The following is a 21,462-nucleotide window of genomic DNA, read 5'->3' as shown; positions in this document are numbered from 1 at the left end:
CTCTTGCTCTTGCTCTTGCTCTTGCTCTTGCCTTGCTTTGCTTTGGATCTTGATCTGGACGCCCCGTTAAACCACGCTGGCCGAACGCAGGCATTGTGGAGTGGGCATCCCGGCATGGATGCCGGGATAGCCGCGCTGGGCCATGGATGGCCCTTCGCGGCGGGCCCACGGAGCAATGCCGGAGTGAGGGCACACCGAGCCTAAGCGAGGTGCCGAGTGGTGGGGCAAAGCGCTTTTGGTTACTTTTGGCGCTCTTCCAAAAGTGACCCGCTGTAAGAGCGGAACCGGCAGCAGCCGTTACCGCAGCAACGGATATACACACCAACCCACGCCTCTCTACATTCAACATCAATGCAAGCTGATCCAAAAGTGACCCGCTGTAAGAGCGGAACCGGCAGCAGCCGTTACCGCAGCAACGGATATACACACCAACCCACGCCTCTCTACATTCAACATCAATGCAAGCTGACACACCGCTATCGCAAGCAAGCTCGCTCCCACAGTGATTACTCGTTACGGAGCGTAAGGCATCACCCGCTTGTGCTCAGTCTTGCGATAGGTCTCGCAAATGATCCTGAACGCCTCGTCCCGCACAGGCTCGCCGTGCAGGAACGCATCGATCTCGGCATAGGTCACGCCGTGGGAAGCTTCGTCCGGCTTGCCTGGCGACAGGTCCTCAAGGTCGGCGGTGGGGACTTTTTCCACCAGCGACTCCGGCGCGCCGAAGTCTCGGGCGATGGCCCGGACCTGGTTTTTCACCAGGCCGCTGAGCGGGGCCAAGTCACAAGCGCCATCACCGAACTTGGTGAAGAAACCCATCACCGCTTCGGCGGCATGGTCGGTGCCGATCACCAGGCCGTGCTCGGTGCCCGCGATGGTGTATTGCGCCACCATGCGCATCCGCGCCTTGGTATTGCCCAGCACGAAATCCCGCGAGAGCGCCGCCTTGCCTTCGAACGCCGAGACTTGATCGGCCAAGGCCTTGACCGCTGGACCGATGTTGACGGTATGGCGCTCGTCCGGGTCGATGAAGTCCACGCAGGCTTGCGCTTCATGTTCGTCGAACTGGGTTTCGTACGGCAGGCGCACGGCGATGAACTTGTAGGCGGCGTTACCGGTTTTCTCCCGCAGTTCGCGCATGGCGCGTTGGGCCAGCAGCCCGGCGGTCAACGAATCGACGCCACCGCTGATGCCCAGTACGAGGGACTTGAGGCCGGAGTTGACCAGGCAATCCTGGATAAAGTCCACCCGCCGGGCGATTTCGGCCTTGAGGGCGGCGTCATCGGCGAACGGTGGCTGGACCTTGAGCTGTTCAGCAATCTCACGCTGTACGGCTTGCATGAATTCACTCCTTGCTTGATGTGTCTGGAAGGGCGGCAGGTACTTGGAAAACGTGTCGCATGTAGGCGACGAAATTCGGATCCTTGCAGTGGGTCTTGCCGGGCTCGTCTGAAATCTTGGCCACGGGTTGCCCGGCACAGCTGATCATTTTAAGCACGATGCTCATGGGCTCGACACCCGGAATGTCGCAGGTCAGGTTGGTGCCAATACCGAAGCTGACATTAATGCGACCACGCAATGCCCGAAAAATCTCCAGGCATTTGGGTAGTGTCAGGCTATCGGAAAACACCAGGGTCTTGCTCATCGGGTCGATGCCAAGCTTGTGGTAGTGGGCAATGGCTTTTTCAGCCCAGATCACCGGGTCGCCCGAGTCGTGGCGCAAACCGTCGAACAGCTTGGCGAAGAACAGATCGAAGTCCTTGAGGAAGGCGTCCATGGTGATGCAATCGGTCAGGGCGATCCCCAGCAGGCCTCGGTACTCGCGCACCCAGCAATCGAGGGCAGCGATCTGGCTGTCGATCAGCCGCGGGCCCAATTGCTGGTGGGCCATGATCCACTCATGGGCCATGGTGCCCAGGGGCTTCATGTCCAACTCCCGAGACAGGTGCACGTTACTGGTGCCGACGAAACGCCCGGGGAAGTCATGCTTGAGCACGTTGACCACTTCTTCCTGGACGCGGAAGGAAAAGCGGCGGCGGGTGCCGAAGTCCGCGACTTGCAATTCGGACAGTTCTTCGGCGCTGGCGTTGGCGCTCAGCCAGTCGAACTTGCAATACAACTGCTCGCGGGCCTGTTCCAGGACTATTTCACGGTAGCGATAACGATTGCGCACCTCGCTGACAATGGCCAGCAGCGGCACTTCGAACAGAATGACGTGCAGCCACGGCCCGCGCAGGCGGATGAACAGCTCGCCGTTTTCGATACCCGTGTGCACGTAGCGCAGGTTGAAGCGAAACAGCCCCAGGAAACGCAGGAAGTCCGGCTTCAGAAAACTGATGCGCTCCAGGAAACCCAACTGGTCGGCGCTCAGGCTCAGCTCGGCCAGGCGCTCGATCTGAAAGCGGATCTCCGCCAGGTAGGGGCGCAGGTCTTCGCTGTTGCGGCAGCGGAATTCCCATTCGACTTCGACGTTGGGGTAGTTGTGCAACACCGCCTGCATCATCGTCAGTTTGTAGAAGTCGGTGTCGAGCAGGTTCTGCACGATACGATCGGCAAATACGCTCTCGCTCATAGGGTTCTCCAGACAGGCCGCAGCCGAGGGTAGCGAAGTTCGGCAGTTTGTAGTGAAAGGGCTAGTGGCGCATATCACTCATGATGATTGCCAGTTTTTTTTGGTCACTGGGTCTTTTTCGGCTAAGAAGAGCTATTTGTGGCGAGGGGATTTATCGAAACGTCGCCCCGCCCCGCTGTGGGAGCAAGGCTTGCCCGCGATACAGGCGACTCGGTTTCCGGGAGACCGTGGTGCGTTCTTCGCGGGCAGCCTTGCTCCCACAGGTTCGCGTCGGGTTATGCCGGTATATCCGGGTTGTCGATCTGCTCCAGCATCCACTCCACAAAAAGCCGCACCTTGGGCACTTCCGCCGAATGTTCCGGATAGGCCAGGTAATAGGCGTTGGTGCTGGGCATCGCGTGCGGCCAGGGGATGACCAGTTTGCCGTCGGCCAGTTCTTCTTCCACCAGAAACCGCGGCAGCAGGGCGACGCCGCAGCCGACCTGGGCCGCGCGGATGCACATGTAGAAGGTTTCGAAACGCGGCCCGTGGTAGCTGTGTTCGGTGTGGTAGCCCTGGTGGTCGAACCAGTCGTGCCAGGCTTGGGGGCGCGAGGCGTTTTGCAGGAGCACCAGCTCGGCCAGTTGGGTCGGGTCGGTGAAGGGCTGCTCAGGCAGGCTGCCGGGCGCACAGACCGGCACCAGTTCTTCGCCAAACAGCTTCAGGGATTCGGTGCCGGGTCGCGAGCCTTGGCCGAAATAGAACGCCAGGTCGCTGCGCCCTTGCAGCAAGTCATCGGCTTCCTGCTCGCTGCACAGGTCCAGGTGAATGGTCGGATGCCGCAACCGCCAGCCCTTCAAGCGTGGGACCAGCCACCGGGCGCCGAAGGTCGGAGGGGTGGACACGCGCAGGACTTCAGTATCGCCGCCGTAGGAACGCAGGTAATGGGTGGACATCTCCACCTGCGTGAGGATTTTTCGCACTTCCCCCAGGTACAAGTCTCCGGCTGGCGTCAGTTGCAAGCGTCGGCGCACGCGTCGAAACAGCAAGTGCTGCAGCAACTCCTCCAGTTGCGCGACCTGTTTGCTGACGGCGCTCTGGGTCAGGTTCAGCTCTTCGGCGGCGCGGGTGAAGCTCAGGTGGCGGGTCACTGCTTCGAAGCACTGCAGCGCCGTGATCGACGGTAAATAGCGTTTATTGAGCATGATGAGGCCTTATTTCTTGTCGCTCTGCTTATCCGGTCATGGCCAGCATGAATAAACGGAATGATATCTCGCTTAAAGGTCGTTTGTTGGCAAGACTCAGGCCAGCTACAACTACAGGTCTGATCAGTCGCATTCGTCCGGCTGCCAATCCTTTGTTTTTCGTGTGAGGAAATTTTCCATGGTTGCTGCATTGCTTGATCGCTTGGGCGTCGACTCGGCCTTGTACCAGAACGGCACACAACCGGTGCATTCGCCCATTGATGGCAGCCGTATCGGCGCCGTGAACTGGGAAGGCGCGGCTGAAGTCGAGCAGCAGGTCAGCCGTGCCGAACACGCCTTCGACCTGTGGCGCAAGGTGCCGGCCCCGCGTCGCGGCGAGCTGGTGCGTCAATTTGGCGACCTGTTGCGTGAATACAAGGCCGACCTCGGCGAGCTGGTGTCGTGGGAAGCCGGCAAGATCACCCAGGAAGGCCTGGGTGAAGTGCAAGAAATGATCGATATCTGCGACTTCGCCGTCGGCCTGTCCCGCCAGCTGTACGGCCTGACCATCGCCTCCGAGCGTCCTGGCCACCACATGCGTGAGTCCTGGCATCCGCTGGGTGTGGTTGGGGTGATCAGTGCCTTCAACTTCCCGGTGGCGGTCTGGGCCTGGAACACCACGCTGGCCCTGGTGTGCGGCAACGCGGTGATCTGGAAGCCGTCGGAAAAGACCCCGCTCACCGCCCTGGCGTGCCAGGCGTTGTTCGAGCGCGTGCTGAAGAACTTCAGTGACGCACCGCCGTACCTGAGCCAGGTGATCATCGGTGGTCGCGATGCTGGTGAAGCGCTGGTGGATGACCCGCGCGTGGCCTTGATCAGCGCCACCGGCAGCACCCGCATGGGTCGTGAAGTGGCACCGAAAGTCGCCGCGCGTTTTGCCCGCAGCATCCTGGAACTGGGCGGCAACAACGCCATGATCCTGGCACCGAGCGCCGACCTGGACATGGCCGTGCGCGCCATCCTGTTCAGCGCCGTCGGCACCGCCGGCCAGCGTTGCACCACCCTGCGCCGGCTGATTGCCCATGAATCGGTGAAGGAAGAAATCGTCACCCGCCTCAAGGCCGCCTATTCGAAAGTGCGTATCGGCCATCCGTTGGAAGGCAACCTGGTCGGGCCGCTGATCGACAAGCACAGCTTCGACAGCATGCAGGATGCGCTGGAGCAGGCCTTGAGTGAGGGCGGGCGCGTGTTTGGTGGCAAGCGCCAGCTTGAAGACCAGTTCCCGAATGCCTATTACGTCTCGCCGGCCATCGTCGAGATGCCCGAGCAGAGCGATGTGGTGCGCCACGAAACCTTCGCACCGATCCTGTACGTGGTCGGCTACAAGGATTTTGCCGAGGCCTTGCACCTGAACAATTCCGTGCCCCAGGGCCTGTCGTCCTGCATTTTCACCACCGACGTGCGTGAAGCCGAGCAATTCATGTCGGCCGTGGGCAGCGACTGCGGCATCGCCAACGTCAACATCGGCCCGAGCGGCGCCGAGATCGGCGGCGCATTCGGTGGCGAAAAAGAAACCGGCGGCGGTCGCGAATCCGGCTCCGACGCCTGGCGCGGCTACATGCGCCGCCAGACCAACACCGTGAACTACTCGCTGGAGTTGCCGTTGGCGCAGGGGATTACCTTTGATTAAGGCTTGAGCCAAGCGGTGATCCCATGTGGGAGCGGGCTTGCTCGCGAAAGCGGTGGTTCAGTCGGCATCAGTGTTGAATGACAGTCTGCTTTCGCGAGCAAGCCCGCTCCCACAAATGGAATGGTGTGGTGGTTGGGTTTCTTTTTCGGAGTCTGGCAATGCCGTTACGCGAAGAATGTCTGTGGGAAAAACTGACGCCGCAAAGGCCTGAAAACAGCGCGCTCACCGGTGAAGTCACGGCCGATGTCTGCGTGATCGGCGCGGGTTTTACCGGGCTGTCGGCGGCGGTACATTTGCTCGAACAAGGCAAGCGCGTGGTTGTGCTGGAAGCTCATCGGGCCGGGCATGGTGGATCGGGGCGTAACGTCGGGTTGGTCAACGCCGGCCTGTGGATCCCGCCGGATGACATCGAGGCCGGGTTCGGCGAGGCGGTGGGCAGCCAGCTCAACCGCATGCTGGGGGCCGCGCCGGCCCTGGTGTTCAGCCTCATCGATAAATACAACATCGATTGCCAACTGCGCCGCGAAGGCACCCTGCACATGGCCCATAACGCCCGGGGCGAGGCCGACCTGCGCAGTCGTGAAGCGCAATGGAAGCGCCGCGGTGCCCCGGTGGAATTGCTCACCGGCCAGGCCTGTGTCGATGCCACCGGCACGTCGAAAATCGCTGCGGCATTGCTCGACCGTCGCGCCGGCACGCTCAACCCGATGGCCTACACCAGCGGGTTGGCCAAGGCGGCCACAGACCTTGGCGGCCAGTTGTTCGACCATTCACCGGTGACGCGCCTGGAACGCCAAGGCCAGCGCTGGTCGGTGCAGACTGCCCAGGGTTCGGTGCTGGCCGAGCAGGTGGTGATCGCCTCCAACGCCTACACCGAGGGCGACTGGACCGAACTGCGGCGAAATTTCTTCCCCGGTTATTACTATCAGGTCGCTTCGGCCCCGCTGACTGACGAGGCCGCCCGACGCATTCTGCCGGGCGGGCAGGGCTCGTGGGATACCCGCCAGGTGTTGAGCAGCATCCGCCGGGACAAGGATGGCCGTTTGCTACTGGGCAGCCTGGGCAATGGCAACCGCAAGCCGACCTGGTTCCTCAAGGCTTGGGCCGACCGGGTGCAGCAGCATTACTTTCCTTATCTCAAGCCGGTGGAGTGGGAGTGCACCTGGACCGGTTGCATTGCCTTCACCCCCGATCACTTGATGCGCCTGTTCGAACCGGCCCCCGGGCTGGTGGCCGTGACCGGCTACAACGGCCGGGGCGTGACCACCGGTACTGTGGTCGGCAAGGCGTTCGCCGACTACCTGTGCCACGGCGATGCCCAGGCCCTGCCGATCCCGTTCGCCCCCATGCAGCCGGTGGCCGGGGTGGGGTTGCGCAGTTGCTTGTATGAGGCAGGCTTCTCGCTGTATCACGCGGGCCAGTGCCTGCGGATCGTCATTTGAGTGTTGAAAATTGTTACTGGAACCCGCTTTTTCCGGCGTAGCGTCTAGCCTGTTATGGTGCGGGTTGTAGCAATCGCGCACCGACAGTGTGCAGTTCGGTGACGCGGGTTGTTACACAGTGGTTGCACGCCGTTTCGTGCGATGGTTGCAATGATGGCTCACGGAGGGTTTCACCCATTTATATAAAAGGTTGCACCTCGTGCGGTTTAGACGGTTGCACGCCCTATGAAAAAGGGCTCGAAACAGTCGAAATAACAATAAAGCAGCGACTTTTTTCAGAATAAAAAACCGATGGCACGGCCCTTGCTCTGAGCTTTTCAGTGAAATGAAGTCGCAGTGCCAACTAAAAAAAACCTTGGAGCACCACCTCATGTCCCAGACGTTTTACAAGAAAGGTTTCCTGGCCCTCGCAGTGGCAGCTGCGTTGGGTGTTTCTGCGTTTGCTCAAGCTGATGTGAAATTTGGTGTGGCGGGGCCGATGACCGGCGCCAACGCTGCATTTGGCGAGCAGTACATGAAAGGTGCCCAGGCGGCAGCCGATGCCATCAACAAGGCCGGTGGCGTCAACGGTGAGAAGATCGTACTGGTCGCGGGCGACGATGCCTGCGAACCCAAGCAGGCCGTGGCCGTGGCCAACCGCCTGGTCGACCAGGACAAGGTGATCGGCGTGGTCGGGCACTTCTGCTCGTCCAATACCATCCCGGCCTCCGAGGTCTACGACGAAGCCGGCATCATCGCCATCACCCCGGGCTCCACCAACCCACAGGTCACCGAGCGTGGCCTGAGCGCCATGTTCCGCATGTGCGGTCGTGACGACCAGCAGGGCATCGTGGCAGGCGACTACATCGTTGACGTGCTCAAGGGCAAGAAAGTGGCTGTGCTGCACGACAAGGACACCTACGGCCAAGGCCTGGCGGATGCCACCAAGGCACAACTGGCCAAGCGTGGCGTGAAGGAGGTGCTGTATGAAGGCCTGACCCGCGGCGAGAAAGACTTCAGCGCCGTGGTCACCAAGATCCGTTCGGCCGGTGCCGACGTGGTCTATTTCGGTGGTCTGCACCCGGAAGCCGGCCCGCTGGTTCGCCAGTTGCGTGAGCAAGGTCTCAAGGACGTTAAGTTCATGTCCGACGATGGCATCGTGACCGACGAGCTGGTCACCACCGCCGGCGGCGCGCAATACGTCGATGGCGTGTACATGACCTTCGGTGCCGACCCGCGCCTGCTGCCAGACAGCAAGGTCGTGGTTGAAGAGTTCCGCAAGAACGGCACCGAGCCTGAAGGCTACACCCTGTACGCCTACGCTTCGGTCCAGGCCCTGGCCGCCGGTTTCAATGGCGCCAAGTCCAACAAAGGCGAAGACGCGGCCAAGTGGCTCAAGGCCAACCCCGTCCAGACCGTGATGGGCAAGAAGGAGTGGGACACCAAGGGCGACTTGAAAGTCTCCGACTACGTGGTCTACCAGTGGGACAAGGACGGCAAATATCACCAGTTGGAAAAACAGAAGTAAGGGCTGAAACGACCGTCCAAGCCTGCTAGGGCAGCCGGGCAAGCCCCGGTTTCCATGAGGCTCGCGCCGGTCGTGCCTGACACTGCTCCGACGTAAATCTGTATTTTCCTTAGAAGAACCGCACACCTCAGGGTGTGCAGGTTCTCACTGCGTGAGATTGCGTTATGGATGGTATTTTCCTGCAGCAACTGATCAATGGCCTGACCCTCGGGTCGGTCTATGGTCTGATCGCCATCGGCTACACAATGGTCTACGGCATCATCGGCATGATCAACTTCGCCCACGGCGAGGTTTACATGATTTCCGCTTACCTCGCGGCAATCAGTCTGGCTCTGCTGGCTTACTTCGGTATTGAATCCTTTCCGCTTATGATCCTCGGCACTCTCGTGTTCACGGTCGTGGTCACCGGGGTATACGGCTGGGTCATCGAACGCGTCGCCTACAAACCCCTGCGCAACTCAACCCGGCTGGCACCGCTGATCAGTGCCATCGGCATTTCGCTGATCCTGCAGAACTATGCACAGATCAGCCAGGGCGCCCGCCAACAGGGTGTTCCGACACTGCTCGAAGGCGCCATGCGCGTCGACATCGGCAGCGGTTTCGTCCAGCTCACCTACACCAAGATTTTCATCCTGATCGCCGCATTCGCCGGGATGGCCTTGCTGACCTACATCATCAAGTACACCAAGCTCGGGCGCATGTGCCGCGCCACCCAGCAAGACCGCAAGATGGCCTCGATCCTGGGGATCAACACCGACCGGGTGATTTCCTACGTGTTCATCATCGGCGCGGCCATGGCGGCCCTGGCCGGTGTGCTGATCACCATGAACTACGGCACGTTCGACTTCTATGCCGGCTTCATCATCGGCATCAAGGCGTTCACTGCGGCGGTACTCGGCGGCATCGGCTCCCTGCCTGGGGCGATGCTCGGCGGGATCATCCTCGGCATTTCCGAGTCGCTGTTCGCCGGTCTGATCAACTCTGACTACAAAGACGTGTTCAGTTTCTCGCTGTTGGTGCTGATTCTGATTTTCCGTCCCCAGGGCCTGTTGGGTCGCCCACTCGTGGCGAAGGTATAAGTATGTCTGCTGCCAATAAACCGCTTGATATCAAACAGAGCGTCATCGACGCGATCCTGGCCGGCCTGATCTCGCTGATCGTGTTCGGGCCGATTGTCGGCGTGGTGCTCGACGGCTACAGCTTCAACCTGCAACCGGCCCGCGTCGGCTGGCTGGTGGCGATCGTGATGATCGGGCGCTTTGCCTTGAGCCTGTTCCTGCAAACCCCCAAGGGACTGAAGATTCTCCAGGGTTTCGAAAGCACTGGCTCCGGCGTGCATGTGCTGCCGCCGGACTACAAGTCGCGGCTGCGCTGGATCATCCCGGCACTGATCGTGATCGCCATTGTGTTTCCGTTCTTCGCCAACAAATACGTGCTCACCGTGGTCATCCTCGGGTTGATCTATGTGCTATTGGGCCTGGGCCTGAACATCGTGGTCGGCCTGGCGGGGCTGCTCGACCTGGGTTACGTGGCGTTCTACGCCATCGGCGCCTATGGCCTGGCGCTGGGCTACCAATACCTGGGGCTGGGGTTCTGGACCGTACTGCCCCTGGCGGCCATCGCGGCGGCGATGGCGGGGTGCATCTTGGGTTTCCCGGTGTTGCGAATGCACGGTGATTACCTGGCCATCGTGACCCTGGGCTTTGGCGAGATCATTCGCCTGGTGCTTAACAACTGGCTGTCGTTCACCGGCGGGCCGAATGGCATGCCTGTGCCGTCGCCGACCTTTTTCGGCCTGGAGTTTGGTCGAAGGGCCAAGGATGGTGGGGTACCGTTTCATGAGTTCTTCGGCATCGACTACAACCCCAATATCAAATTCCTGTTCATCTACATCGTGCTGTTCATCACGGTGCTGCTGGTGCTCTACGTCAAGCATCGCCTGACCCGCATGCCGGTCGGACGTGCCTGGGAAGCCTTGCGCGAGGATGAAATCGCCTGTCGCTCCATGGGCCTGAACCATGTGCTGGTCAAGCTCTCGGCCTTCACCATCGGTGCTTCCACGGCGGGCCTGGCGGGGGTGTTCTTCGCCAGTTACCAGGGCTTCGTCAACCCGTCGTCGTTCACCTTCTTCGAGTCGGCGCTGATCCTGGCGATCGTGGTGCTGGGGGGCATGGGCTCGACGGTCGGCGTGGTGATTGCCGCGTTTGTGCTCACCGTGGCGCCGGAGCTGCTGCGCAGTTTCTCTGAATACCGGGTGCTGCTGTTCGGCGTATTGATGGTGTTGATGATGATCTGGCGGCCTCGCGGCCTGATCCGTATCAGCCGTACCGGGGTAACGCCGCGCAAGGGGGTAGCGCCATGAGCGAAGTCGTACTCAAAGTTGAAAACCTGATGATGCAGTTCGGTGGTATCAAGGCCCTCAGCGACGTCAGCCTGCAAGTCAAGCGCAACTCGATCTTCGCCCTGATCGGCCCCAATGGTGCGGGCAAGACCACGGTGTTCAACTGCCTGACCGGTTTCTACAAGGCTTCGGGCGGGAATATCGAGCTCAACGTGCGTGGCGAGCAAACCAACGTCATCAAGCTGTTGGGCGAGGCGTTTCGCCCGACTGATTTCGTGTCGCCGAAAGCCTTCGCCAGCCGGCTGTATTACAAGATGTTCGGCGGCACCCACCTGGTGAACCGCGCCGGCCTGGCGCGCACCTTCCAGAACATTCGCCTGTTCAAGGAAATGTCGGTGCTGGAAAACCTGCTGGTGGCCCAGCACATGTGGGTCAACCGCAGCATGGTGGCGGGTATCCTCAACACCAAGGGCTACCGCAAGGCCGAAAGCGACGCCTTGGACCATGCCTTCTATTGGCTGGAAGTGGTGGACCTGGTGGATTGCGCCAACCGCCTGGCGGGCGAGCTTTCCTATGGTCAGCAGCGGCGCCTGGAAATCGCCCGGGCCATGTGCACACGCCCACAGATCATCTGCCTCGATGAACCGGCCGCCGGCCTCAACCCTCAGGAAACCGAAGCGCTGAGCGCGATGATCCGGCTGCTGCGCGACGAGCATGATCTGACCGTGGTGCTGATCGAACACGACATGGGCATGGTAATGAGCATTTCCGACCACATTGTGGTGCTGGACCACGGCAACGTGATCGCCGAGGGCGGTCCCGAGGCGATTCGCAACGATCCGAAGGTGATCGCGGCCTACCTGGGTGCCGATGAAGAGGAACTGGTATGAGTGGACCTATCCTCGAGCTCAAGGAGTTGGACGTGTTCTACGGGCCGATCCAGGCCCTGAAAAAAGTCTCGATGCACATCGGTGAAGGTGAAACCGTGAGCCTGATCGGCTCCAACGGGGCCGGCAAGTCCACGTTGCTGATGTCGATCTTCGGCCAGCCGCGTGCAGCCGGCGGGCAGATCATCTACCAGGGCGTGGACATCACCCACAAGTCGTCGCACTACATTGCCTCCAACGGCATCGCGCAGTCGCCGGAAGGGCGGCGGGTATTCCCGGACATGACCGTCGAGGAAAACCTGCTGATGGGCACTATTCCCATCGGTGACAAATACGCCAGCGAAGACATGCAGCGCATGTTCGAGCTGTTTCCACGGCTCAAGGAGCGCCGCAACCAGCGGGCCATGACCATGTCCGGCGGCGAGCAGCAAATGCTCGCCATCGCTCGGGCATTGATGAGCCGGCCCAAGTTGTTGCTGCTCGATGAGCCGAGCCTGGGGCTGGCGCCGATCGTGGTGAAGCAGATCTTCGCCACCCTGCGCGAGCTGGCCTCCACCGGGATGACCATCTTCCTGGTGGAACAGAACGCCAACCACGCCCTCAGGCTGTCGGACCGGGCCTATGTGATGGTCAACGGCGAAATCCGCCTGACCGGCACAGGCAAGGAGCTGCTCGCCAACGAGGAAGTGCGCAACGCGTACCTGGGCGGGCATTGAGGCGGCTGTTGCAATGAAAAAAACCGGCGAGTGATCGCCGGTTTTTTTATCTCTCCAAAACACCACTGTCCCTCTGTGGGAGCGGGCTTGCTCGCGAAAGCGGTGGATCAGACATATTGATGTCGACTGACACGCCGCCTTCGCGAGCAAGCCCGCTCCCACATGGGGATTTCGGTTGTCTGTGGCAATTGTGGACAACAATCCTGAGTCCCTGCGAAACCGCGACATAAAGTCGCCGCAAACAGTTGTTTTGTCACGGTTTTGACTTGTCCCCGTTTGCTGTGGAACTGGCTGTGGGTAACGTGGGAGTAGCTGGCTGCAAGCCTTTGAATACGTGGCTTGCAGGCCTGTGGTTGTTTTTTGATCAGGCGTTTTTCGTCAAGCGGGAGTGACTGTTGTCAACACTTTTATGAACACTGCAATGGGCTCGAAAGTCGGTGGGCAAGCCTGTGGATAAGTCTGTGATTAAACTCTGGAAAGACCGCGCTGAGTACCGTCGTTACTGGCTTGGAGCCATCGCCCATCTCGCGTTGGCTTATAGCAGATAACTTGCGCTGCACAACCTCACTTGCAGGGTCAAGCGAAAAAAATTTCCAAATACCCCGCAAAGCCTTATGCACAGCGGCTTGCGGGTTTTGCACTTGCCCCCGATTACTGTGGACGTGCCTGTGGATAAGGTGCGGGCAACCGGCTGCGGCCCTTGTTGGGCAAGGCCTGGCGGGGATTGGTTGTTTTATGAGCAGTTGTGGGGCAAAAGCCGTGTGCAAGCCTTGCCCCTACCGTGCCAGGGCGGGCATGCTGTGGGCCGATTTCCATTTAATGGCTGTTGAAGTTCAAACAAGGAGAACACGATGTCTGACACCCTGTTTATTACCGGCGCGACGTCCGGTTTTGGTGAAGCCTGTGCCCGTCGTTTTGCCGAGGCCGGTTGGAAACTGGTGCTGACCGGTCGTCGTGAAGAACGCCTCAATGCCCTCTGTGCCGAGCTGTCGAAGCAGACCGAAGTCCATGGCCTGGTAGTGGATGTGCGTGATCGCAAGGCCATGGAAGAGGCAATCGCCAACCTGCCGCCATCCTTCGCCAAGTTGCGCGGGCTGATCAACAACGCCGGCCTGGCCCTGGGCGTTGACCCGGCGCCCAAGTGCGACCTCGATGACTGGGACACCATGGTCGACACCAATGTGAAAGGACTGCTCTACAGCACTCGCCTGCTGTTGCCGCGCCTGATCGCCCATGGTCGTGGGGCCGGGATCGTCAACCTGGGCTCTATCGCCGGCAACTACCCGTATCCGGGCAGCCACGTGTATGGCGCGAGCAAGGCGTTCGTCAAACAGTTCTCGTTGAACCTGCGTTGCGACCTGCAAGGCACGGGCGTGCGGGTGAGCAATATTGAGCCGGGCCTGTGCGAGAGCGAGTTCTCCCTGGTGCGCTTCGGTGGCGACCAGGAGCGCTACAACGCGACCTACGCTGGCGCTGAGCCGATCCAGCCACAGGACATCGCCGATACGATTTTCTGGGTGCTCAATGCGCCAGCGCACATCAACATCAACAGCCTGGAGCTGATGCCGGTGAGCCAGACCTGGGCCGGGTTTGCCATTGAGCGCAACAAAACATAAAACCGCGTTATCGTTCATCGCGGGCAAGCCTTGCTCCCACAGGTTTGACTCATCCCTGGGGAGCAGGTCGGCTCTGATCCCTGTGGGAGCAAGGCTTGCCCGCGATAGCTGTTTACCAATCAGCCCAGATAATCGGCCAGCCCGCGATAGCAGGTCAGCAGGTGATACGGCGTGGTGGACGGCATGTCCCGGCGGCTGACGATGCCGTCGGCGTCCAGGCATTCGTTCCAGCCCTTGGCATGCAGGAAATGCTGCTGCAGCGCCTGCAATTGACGCAGCAGCAGCCCCTGGTTGTCCGGGCGCAAGGTGAGTGCCCGCAAGTATTCCGCCTGGGCCCAGATGCGTTGGGTGGCATCGCGTGGGCCTGCCTGGGATCCCAAGGCCAGCATTGCACACACAGCACCGGAGTCCGGGGCGACGCCGCGTTGTTCGGTATGGCCGAAGCTGCGCTCCAGGGCGGTGTGCAACTTGCCGTTGCGCAACAGCGGCGATGAAGCCAGCAAGTAATACCATTCGAACTGGTGCCCCGGTTCGAACCAGTTATCCACAGCCTTGAGCGGCTTCTCCATCATCACGCGTTGCTGCGGCTCGATGAACTGCTTGGACATCCCGTCGCACAGGCTCAGCAACGCCTGGCGGACGTTGGCGTCTTCGCGGACCGAGAGCGTGGCGAGGAACGCTTCGGCCAGGTGCATCAAGGGGTTTTGCAACGGGCCGGATCCGGTCGTTGACCAATCGCGCTTGAGGCTGGCCTCGTAGAGACCGTCTGCACTGGCAAAACGCTTGGCAATGACCTCCAGGCTGGCGTTGAGCACCGATTCCACCAGCGGTTCGCGAACCTTGCCCCAGTAATGAGCGCAGGCGAACAGGATGAAGGCGTGGGTGTAGAGGTCTTTGCCGGTGTCCAGCGGCGCGCCTTGCGGGTCGATGCTGTAGAACCAGCCGCCATGCTCGGCATCGTGGAAATGACGCTGCAGCGAGCGGAACAGTGCGCTGGCCCGTTCCTCGGCCTGGGGCACTTCGCCAATCAGGCTGGCGAACACATACAGCTGCCGCGCACAGGCCATGGCGCGATAGCGCTGGGGTGGCAGCGGCGCATGTTCGGCATCCAGGGATTCATAGGGCAGCGCCAGTTCGGCATTCCAGCCCGGGCCCTGCCACATCGGCACGATCACGTCGTGAAAATGCTGACGCACCGTTGCAAACAGGGCAGTCAATTCAGGCTGGGGAGCGGGGCGGGAAGCATGAGGCATTGGCGGACGTCGTCACGGCTGGGGGCGATTGCGCGACATGGTAGCAGAGTGGCAGGCCTGGGGAGATGGGGCGGCTGTCAGGCCGCCTTCGCGAGCAAGCCCGCTCCCACAGGGATCGATCAAACTGTGGGAGCGGGCTTGCTGCCGAAGCCGCCCCGGCCAATCGAACCAATGGCGCCGCCGCTCGCGGCAACACCCGCACCAGGGCAAACCCGGCGCCATGCAACGCTGCTGTCGCCGCGACGAAGCCCGCCGCATAGGCCCACGGGCTCGACATGTTCGGCAGTTCCAAGCCGTGGGCCACGCCATGGAACAGCGCAAACAGTGCCGTCGCACCGACCGCCAGGCTCAATGGCGGACGCACCGCCAATGCCACCGCCAGGCCCAGGGCGAGCACCGAGGCGGCGATCCCGCTTTCCAGCGCTGGCAGCTCCAGGCCTTCAAAGCCCAGCAGGCCGCCGAGCAGCATCGTACCGACGAAGGTGCAGGGCAGCGCCCAGCGCGCGGCCCCTTGTTGTTGTGCGGCCCACAAACCGACAGCCAGCATTGCCAGCAAGTGGTCGAGCCCGCCGATGGGGTGGCCGAGGCCGGCGATCAGGCCATTGTCGCCATGGCCTGGGTGGGCGAAGGCCAGGGTCGGGGTCAGCAGCAGGGCGAGGGCGCCGAGGAGGCGTTTGAAGGTCATGGATAAGCTTCCTTGTGGTCAGTCGGAAAGATCAGGCGGCGGTCAGCAGACCCTGGCGCTCGATGAAGGCGATGATGTCGTCCAGGCCCTGGCCGGTCTTCTGGTTGCTAAACACAAAGGGCTTGCCGTTGCGCATCCGCCGGGTGTCGCTGTCCATCATTTCCAGGGATGCACCCACCAGCGGTGCCAGGTCGATTTTATTGATCACCAGCAGGTCGGATTTGCAGATGCCCGGCCCGCCCTTGCGCGGCAGCTTGTCGCCGGCCGAGACGTCGATCACATAGATGGTCAGGTCCGACAGCTCAGGGCTGAAGGTCGCCGACAGGTTGTCACCGCCCGATTCCACCAGGATCAGGTCCAGGTCCGGGAAGCGCCGGTTCAACTGGTCCACCGCCTCAAGGTTGATCGACGCGTCTTCGCGAATCGCCGTGTGCGGGCAGCCGCCGGTTTCCACGCCGATGATCCGCTCCGGCGCCAGGGCCTCGTTGCGCACCAGGAAGTCGGCGTCTTCGCGGGTATAGATGTCGTTGGTGACCACTGCCAGGTTGTAGCGTTCACGTAGAGCCAGGCACAGGGCCAGGGTCAGGGCGGTCTTGCCGGAACCTACCGGGCCGCCGATACCGACGCGCAGAGGTTGTGTATTCATGGGTGTCTCCTAGGAACGGAACAGACGGCTGTACTGGCGCTCATGAGCCATGCACGCCAGGGACAGGCCAAAGGCGGCGCTGCCGTAATGGTCGGGGTCGATGTTCGAGGCGTCGTGCTGAGCCTGTTGCAGCAGTGGCAGCAGTTCGCTGGTCAGGCGCTGGGCGGCTTGCTGGCCCAGGGGCAGGGTTTTCATCAGCACCGCCAGTTGGTTTTCCAGCCAGCTCCACAGCCAGGCGGCGAGGGCGTCCTGGGGGGTGATATGCCAGGCGCGCGCCGCGAGGGCCCAGCACAAGGCCAGGTGCGGCTCGCTGCGTTGTTCAAGAAAGTCCCGGGCGGCACGGTCGAGCTCCGGCAGGCCGGCGAGCAGTTGCTGCAACGAGTAGCCCATCTGCCGGCTTTCCTGATACAGCTCACGGGTTTCCCGGCTGGCGCGGTGTTCTTCGCAATGCAGCAGCAGGGCGTCCCAATCGTCAGCGGCTGCTGCGCTGCAGTGCGCCAGCAGCAAAGGCGCCTCGAAACGCGCCAGGTTCAGCAGCAATTGATCGCTGATCCAGCGACGGGCGTCGTCGCAATTCTTGACCAGGCCGTTGTCCACCGCCATCTCCAGCCCCTGGGAATAGCTGTAGCCGCCAATCGGCAATTGCGGGCTGGCCAGACGCAGCAGCGCCCAGGCCGGGTTCATGTGCGCACGCCAAACTGATGCAGGCGCGGCGCGTAGTTGAAATCTTCGTCGCCGTGCCGGGAGTGATGATGACCGCCGCCATAGGCGCCGTGTTCCGGCTGGAACGGGGCTTCGATGGGTTCGGCGCGGGCGCCCAGTTGCTCGAGCATCGCCTTGAGCACGTAATCGTCCAGCAGGCGCAACCAGCCATCGCCTACTTGCAAGGCGACATGGCGATTGCCCAGGTGATAGGCGGCGCGGGTCAGTTCAAACGCGTTGGCGCAGGTGACATGCAGCAATTGTTCGGCGCGAGCGCAGACGCGCACGATGCGCCCGTCTTCGGCCTGCAGGCATTCGCCGTCGTACAGCGGCGGTTGGCCTCGCTCCAGGAACAACCCCACGTCTTCACCCTCGGCACTGAAACAGCGCAGACGGCTTTTGCTGCGGGCGTCAAAGGTCAGGTGCAGCTCGGCGTCCCAGCGCGGTTGAGTGTCGATTCTGCGGTGAATCACCAGCATCGGAGTGCTTCCAGCAATGAACAGTGCTGTGTTTAGAGCAAGGGGCTTGCCAACCGAATGAGGTGTAGGAAATAGCTGGGATGGCGTTTCAGGATGGGGCGGATTGCGTGCCATGTTGGTGCGCGCCGAGATGTCGCGCACCATTATGCGACGGGCACAAAAAGAACCTGTGGGAGCGAGCCTGCTCGCGAAGGCGTCGGTTCAGTTGGCATTGATAGGGGCTGAGACTCCGCTATCGCGAGCAAGCTCGCTCCCACAGTGGGGTACATCCGGGGGTTTATTCGGTACTGCCCAACCCTTGCCAATGCTTGAGGCCAATAAAGATGAACCGCAGTTGCTGGGTAATCTTCGCCTGGGGCGTGAGGTGTTCGGGGAGGGCTTGGGCGGGTGGGTCGATGATGTCCGGCAGGGTGGCGAATACGCTCTTGACGATGAGGTCGGCCATCACGCCCAGGGCGGCCAGGTCCAGGTGCTGCAACTTGGGCATCAAGGCCAGGTCGGCGGCCAGGTCCGAGCTGATGTCTTCGCGCAGTTGGGCGATGGCCTGGCGCACCGGCAGGGAGCCGCCGTATTGCTCGCGGGCCAGGAACAGGAACTGCGATCGGTTGGCCTGCACCACATCGAGAAAGATCCGCACCGAGGCATCGATAATGCCGCCCATGACGAATTCGTTGTGGCGTACCAGGCGGATGGTTTCGCGGAAGGTCTGGCCGACTTCGCTGACCAGTGCCAGGCCCAGTTGGTCCATGTCGTCAAAGTGCCGGTAGAACCCGGTGGGCACGATGCCGGCTGTCCGGGTGACTTCCCGCAGGCTCAGGCTACCGAATCCCCGGCCACACTCCATCAAATGACGGGCTGCATCCATCAGGGCAATTCGGGTCTGTTGTTTCTGTTCGGCGCGGGGCAGCATCGCAGGGCTGGCTTCTGATTCACGGGAGCGACGCACTCTAGCAAATCGGCTTTGCCGACGTCGAACGGTAGAGAGGGGGGGGCGGGAAAACGAAGGGCTTGAAAAGTCAAAAGCCCGATTGCAGGAATCGGGCTTTTTTTTGGGCCATCATGGGCTCAGCTCACTGTGCCATTGCGTTCGATCGTGCGATCACCACCGCCTTCGGCCACGGTTTCGCCCAGTTTGGTGCGGGAAGACCCGTCTTCAGCAAGGGTCTGGCCAGGTGTGCGGTCAGAACCGTCGGCGGCGAGGGTTTGGCCAGGTGTGCGGTCAGAACCGTCGGCGGCGAGGGTCTGGCCAGGTGTACGGTCAGAACCGTCTTCAACCAGGCCTTTTTCTTCCAGGCGATCACGTCCGCCTTCGGCAACAGTCTGGCTGTAGACAGAGTGGCTGTCCTTGACCTGTGGTGTGGCTTGTTCGGAGGCTGGCAGTGCGAAGGCAGTCGAGGCCAGCAGTGAAAGGGACAGGCTCATCAGTAATTGGCGTTTCATGATCGTTGCTCCTTGGGGGGGCGATAAAGTGGGTACGAGGGCAATGCTACTCTCGATAAGTCGATATAAAAGTTCATAAACGCAATGGTAATAATCAACGGAATTGATTGTTCAGCGCGAAGGCTCTAGAACGGGCGTTTCCGAGGTGCCGTTTTGCACCGGGGTGGGTATTTTGTACCCACTACTGCCTCGTGAATGTGCGGATGCGGTAACAGTTTGTTGGCTGATCGGTCAGGATCCTGGCATTTTTTTTGTGCCGTTCATCGGCACCTGTAAGCTGTTTCACCAGTCCAACCCTTTATGACGAACCGGCTGCAGGTTCGTGTTTCCAGCGGCGTCGCGGTTGCGGACGCTGACTTGTCATCAGGAGCCTTGTGCATGACGCGCACCTCGAAAATCCTCGCCTGGAGCTTTGCCAGCCTTGTTGTCCTGCTGGCCGTGCTGGTCCTGGTCATCGCGTTCTTCGACTGGAACCGCATCAAGCCCACGCTCAATGCCAAGGTTTCCGAGGAGTTGCATCGCCCCTTCGCCATCAACGGCAATCTGGCGGTAGCCTGGCAGCGTGAGCCAGAGGAAGGGGGCTGGCGTGCCTGGCTGCCCTGGCCCCATGTGGTGGCCGAGGATTTGAGCCTGGGCAACCCTGACTGGTCGAAAACCCCGCAAATGGTCACGCTCAAGCGTGTCGAGTTGCGCGTGTCCCCCTTGGCCTTGCTGGCGCGGCGGGTGGCGATCCCGCGCATCGACCTGACGGAGCCCAATGCCAACCTGCAGCGTCTGGCTGACGGACGCGCCAACTGGACCTTCCAATTCGATCCGAAAGACCCGGACGCCGAGCCGTCCAGCTGGGTGGTGGACATCGGCGCCATCGGCTTCGACAAAGGCCACGTCACCCTTGATGACCAGACGCTCAAGACCCGGCTCGACCTGTTGATCGACCCATTAGGCAAACCCATCCCGTTCAGCGATATCGTCGGTGACAAGGCTGCCAAAAAAGCCCAGGACCAAGGCGCCACACCGCAGGATTACGCGTTCGCCTTCAAGGTCAACGGGCAGTATCACGGGCAAGCCCTGGCCGGCTCCGGCAAGGTCGGTGGTTTGCTGGCATTGCAGGATGCGTCACGACCCTTTCCGCTCCAGGCCCAGGCGACGATCGCCGCCACCCGCGTCGAGTTGGCCGGAACCCTCACCGATCCGATGAACCTCGGGGCCCTGGATTTGCGCCTGAAACTGGCCGGCAACAGCCTCGCCCATCTCTACCCACTGACCGGCGTGACCCTGCCGGATTCGCCGCCGTATGCCACCGATGGCCGCTTGATTGCCAAGCTGCATGAGCCGGGAGGGGCGCTGTTTCGCTATGAGGCGTTCAACGGCAAGATCGGCGACAGCGATATCCATGGCGACTTGGCCTATGTCGCCAGCCAGCCCCGGCCGAAACTCAGTGGCGCGCTGGTCTCCAATCAACTGCTGTTCAGTGACCTGGCGCCGCTGATCGGCGCTGACTCCAATGCCGAGCAAAAGGCCCGCGGCGGCGCCAGCAAGCAGCCGACTGGCAAGGTCTTGCCCGTGGAAGAGTTTCGCACCGAGCGTTGGAGTGTGATGGACGCCGATGTCGAGTTCACCGGCAAACGCATCGTCCATAGTGAGCAGTTGCCGTTCACCGACCTTTACACCCATCTGGTGCTCAACGATGGGCAGTTGAGCCTCGAGCCCCTGCGCTTCGGCGTGGCCGGTGGCCGCCTTGATGCACAGATCCGCCTCAACGGGCGCACCCGGCCCCTTGAAGGCCAGGCGAAGCTGACGGCGCGCGGTTTCAAGCTCAAGCAACTGTTCCCCGGTTTTGAGCCGATGAAAACCAGCTTCGGCGAATTGAACGGCGATGCCGATATCACCGGGCGCGGCAATTCGGTGGCGGCGTTGCTGGGCACTTCCAATGGCACGCTGAAAATGCTCATCAACGATGGTGCCATCAGTCGTGAGCTGATGGAGCTGGCGGGGCTGAACGTCGGCAACTACGTGGTGGGGAAAATCTTTGGCGACAAGGAAGTGAAGATCAACTGCGCGGCGGCGGACTTCGACATCAAGACGGGCCTGGCCACCACGCGCCTGTTCGTGTTCGACACCGAGAACGCGATCATCTACATCGACGGCACGGCGAATATGGCGAACGAACAACTGGACCTGACCATCACCCCCGAGTCCAAGGGCTGGCGCCTGATTTCCCTGCGCTCGCCGTTGTACGTGCGGGGCTCGTTCGCCAAGCCCGCCGCTGGGGTCAAGGCGGTGCCGCTGATGCTGCGCGGTGCCGGGATGGTGGCGTTGGGCG

General features: G+C 61.4%; 18 protein-coding genes and 1 pseudogene. 9 read left to right on the top strand and 10 right to left on the bottom strand.

The features are described from left to right. Window positions 1–513 precede the first annotated feature (513 nt). From nadE to CFII68_RS15345, 3 genes are all read right to left on the bottom strand, one after another. Window positions 514–1,341, bottom strand: coding sequence for an ammonia-dependent NAD(+) synthetase (nadE, locus tag CFII68_RS15335; RefSeq protein ID WP_018606278.1), 828 nt, complete (start codon window positions 1,339–1,341; stop codon window positions 514–516). A 4-nt stretch (window positions 1,342–1,345) separates the two neighbouring features. Then, window positions 1,346–2,572 (bottom strand): nicotinate phosphoribosyltransferase, encoded by a 1,227-nt coding sequence (gene pncB / locus CFII68_RS15340; protein ID WP_018606276.1) that lies wholly within the window; start codon window positions 2,570–2,572, stop codon window positions 1,346–1,348. Between the two features lie 275 nt (window positions 2,573–2,847). Beyond that, on the bottom strand, window positions 2,848–3,756 hold the full coding sequence (locus CFII68_RS15345) for a LysR family transcriptional regulator (protein WP_018606274.1): 909 nt from the start codon (window positions 3,754–3,756) through the stop codon (window positions 2,848–2,850). A 178-nt stretch (window positions 3,757–3,934) separates the two neighbouring features. On the opposite strand from CFII68_RS15345, the gene CFII68_RS15350 reads away from it, so the two are divergent. The 8 genes from CFII68_RS15350 (at window position 3,935) to CFII68_RS15385 (ending at window position 13,934) form a co-directional block, all read left to right on the top strand. Then, a complete protein-coding gene (locus CFII68_RS15350; RefSeq protein ID WP_018606272.1) occupies window positions 3,935–5,425 on the top strand; it encodes an aldehyde dehydrogenase family protein in 1,491 nt (496 codons plus the stop codon). A gap of 158 nt (window positions 5,426–5,583) precedes the next feature. Continuing rightward, window positions 5,584–6,867 carry an FAD-binding oxidoreductase gene (locus tag CFII68_RS15355; RefSeq protein WP_018606270.1) on the top strand — a complete coding sequence of 428 codons (1,284 nt, stop codon included), beginning with the start codon at window positions 5,584–5,586 and terminating at the stop codon, window positions 6,865–6,867. Window positions 6,868–7,237: 370 nt separating this feature from the next. Then, entirely contained in the window at window positions 7,238–8,374 is a 1,137-nt protein-coding gene (locus CFII68_RS15360; protein WP_018606268.1) for a branched-chain amino acid ABC transporter substrate-binding protein, read from the top strand. Between the two features lie 164 nt (window positions 8,375–8,538). After that, window positions 8,539–9,453: a branched-chain amino acid ABC transporter permease gene (locus tag CFII68_RS15365; protein WP_014336328.1), complete on the top strand. Its 915-nt coding sequence runs from the start codon at window positions 8,539–8,541 to the stop codon at window positions 9,451–9,453. A gap of 2 nt (window positions 9,454–9,455) precedes the next feature. Further along, window positions 9,456–10,736: a high-affinity branched-chain amino acid ABC transporter permease LivM gene (gene livM, locus CFII68_RS15370; protein WP_018606266.1), complete on the top strand. Its 1,281-nt coding sequence runs from the start codon at window positions 9,456–9,458 to the stop codon at window positions 10,734–10,736. Next, window positions 10,733–11,605 (top strand): ABC transporter ATP-binding protein, encoded by an 873-nt coding sequence (locus CFII68_RS15375; RefSeq protein ID WP_018606264.1) that lies wholly within the window; start codon window positions 10,733–10,735, stop codon window positions 11,603–11,605. The genes livM and CFII68_RS15375 overlap by 4 nt, the downstream gene beginning before the upstream one ends. Next, entirely contained in the window at window positions 11,602–12,318 is a 717-nt protein-coding gene (locus CFII68_RS15380) for an ABC transporter ATP-binding protein (RefSeq protein WP_018606262.1), read from the top strand. The genes CFII68_RS15375 and CFII68_RS15380 overlap by 4 nt, the downstream gene beginning before the upstream one ends. Before the next feature lie 851 nt (window positions 12,319–13,169). Continuing rightward, complete coding sequence (locus CFII68_RS15385; RefSeq protein ID WP_018606261.1) at window positions 13,170–13,934, top strand: SDR family oxidoreductase; 765 nt, start codon at window positions 13,170–13,172, stop codon at window positions 13,932–13,934. 119 nt (window positions 13,935–14,053) lie between these two features. On the opposite strand, the gene CFII68_RS15390 is transcribed toward CFII68_RS15385, so the two are convergent. The 7 genes and pseudogenes from CFII68_RS15390 to CFII68_RS15415 form a co-directional block, all read right to left on the bottom strand. Continuing rightward, complete coding sequence (locus CFII68_RS15390) at window positions 14,054–15,187, bottom strand: AGE family epimerase/isomerase (protein WP_018606258.1); 1,134 nt, start codon at window positions 15,185–15,187, stop codon at window positions 14,054–14,056. Between the two features lie 136 nt (window positions 15,188–15,323). Next, window positions 15,324–15,872, bottom strand: a pseudogene (locus CFII68_RS0125955) (HupE/UreJ family protein); the annotation flags it as partial. A 31-nt stretch (window positions 15,873–15,903) separates the two neighbouring features. Further along, on the bottom strand, window positions 15,904–16,518 hold the full coding sequence (gene ureG, locus CFII68_RS15395; protein ID WP_018606254.1) for an urease accessory protein UreG: 615 nt from the start codon (window positions 16,516–16,518) through the stop codon (window positions 15,904–15,906). A gap of 9 nt (window positions 16,519–16,527) precedes the next feature. Next, a complete protein-coding gene (locus CFII68_RS15400; protein WP_018606251.1) occupies window positions 16,528–17,202 on the bottom strand; it encodes an urease accessory protein UreF in 675 nt (224 codons plus the stop codon). Next, the gene (ureE, locus tag CFII68_RS15405) at window positions 17,199–17,699 is read right to left on the bottom strand and encodes an urease accessory protein UreE (RefSeq protein WP_018606250.1); all 501 of its coding nucleotides are present in this window, start codon (window positions 17,697–17,699) and stop codon (window positions 17,199–17,201) included. The genes CFII68_RS15400 and ureE overlap by 4 nt, the downstream gene beginning before the upstream one ends. 277 nt (window positions 17,700–17,976) lie before the next feature. Further along, a complete protein-coding gene (locus tag CFII68_RS15410; RefSeq protein WP_018606248.1) occupies window positions 17,977–18,609 on the bottom strand; it encodes a TetR family transcriptional regulator in 633 nt (210 codons plus the stop codon). Between the two features lie 155 nt (window positions 18,610–18,764). Next, window positions 18,765–19,139: a hypothetical protein gene (locus tag CFII68_RS15415; RefSeq protein WP_018606246.1), complete on the bottom strand. Its 375-nt coding sequence runs from the start codon at window positions 19,137–19,139 to the stop codon at window positions 18,765–18,767. Between the two features lie 378 nt (window positions 19,140–19,517). Here CFII68_RS15415 and CFII68_RS15420 point away from each other — a divergent pair. Continuing rightward, window positions 19,518–21,462 (top strand): AsmA family protein (locus CFII68_RS15420; RefSeq protein WP_018606244.1); only part of this gene is annotated, 1,945 nt, incomplete at its 3' end.

Source organism: Pseudomonas sp. CFII68, from assembly GCF_000416195.1.
GTDB lineage: Bacteria > Pseudomonadota > Gammaproteobacteria > Pseudomonadales > Pseudomonadaceae > Aquipseudomonas > Aquipseudomonas kilonensis.
Note: the sequence above shows the minus strand (reverse complement) of the source record. Positions and strands in the feature narration are given on the sequence as shown.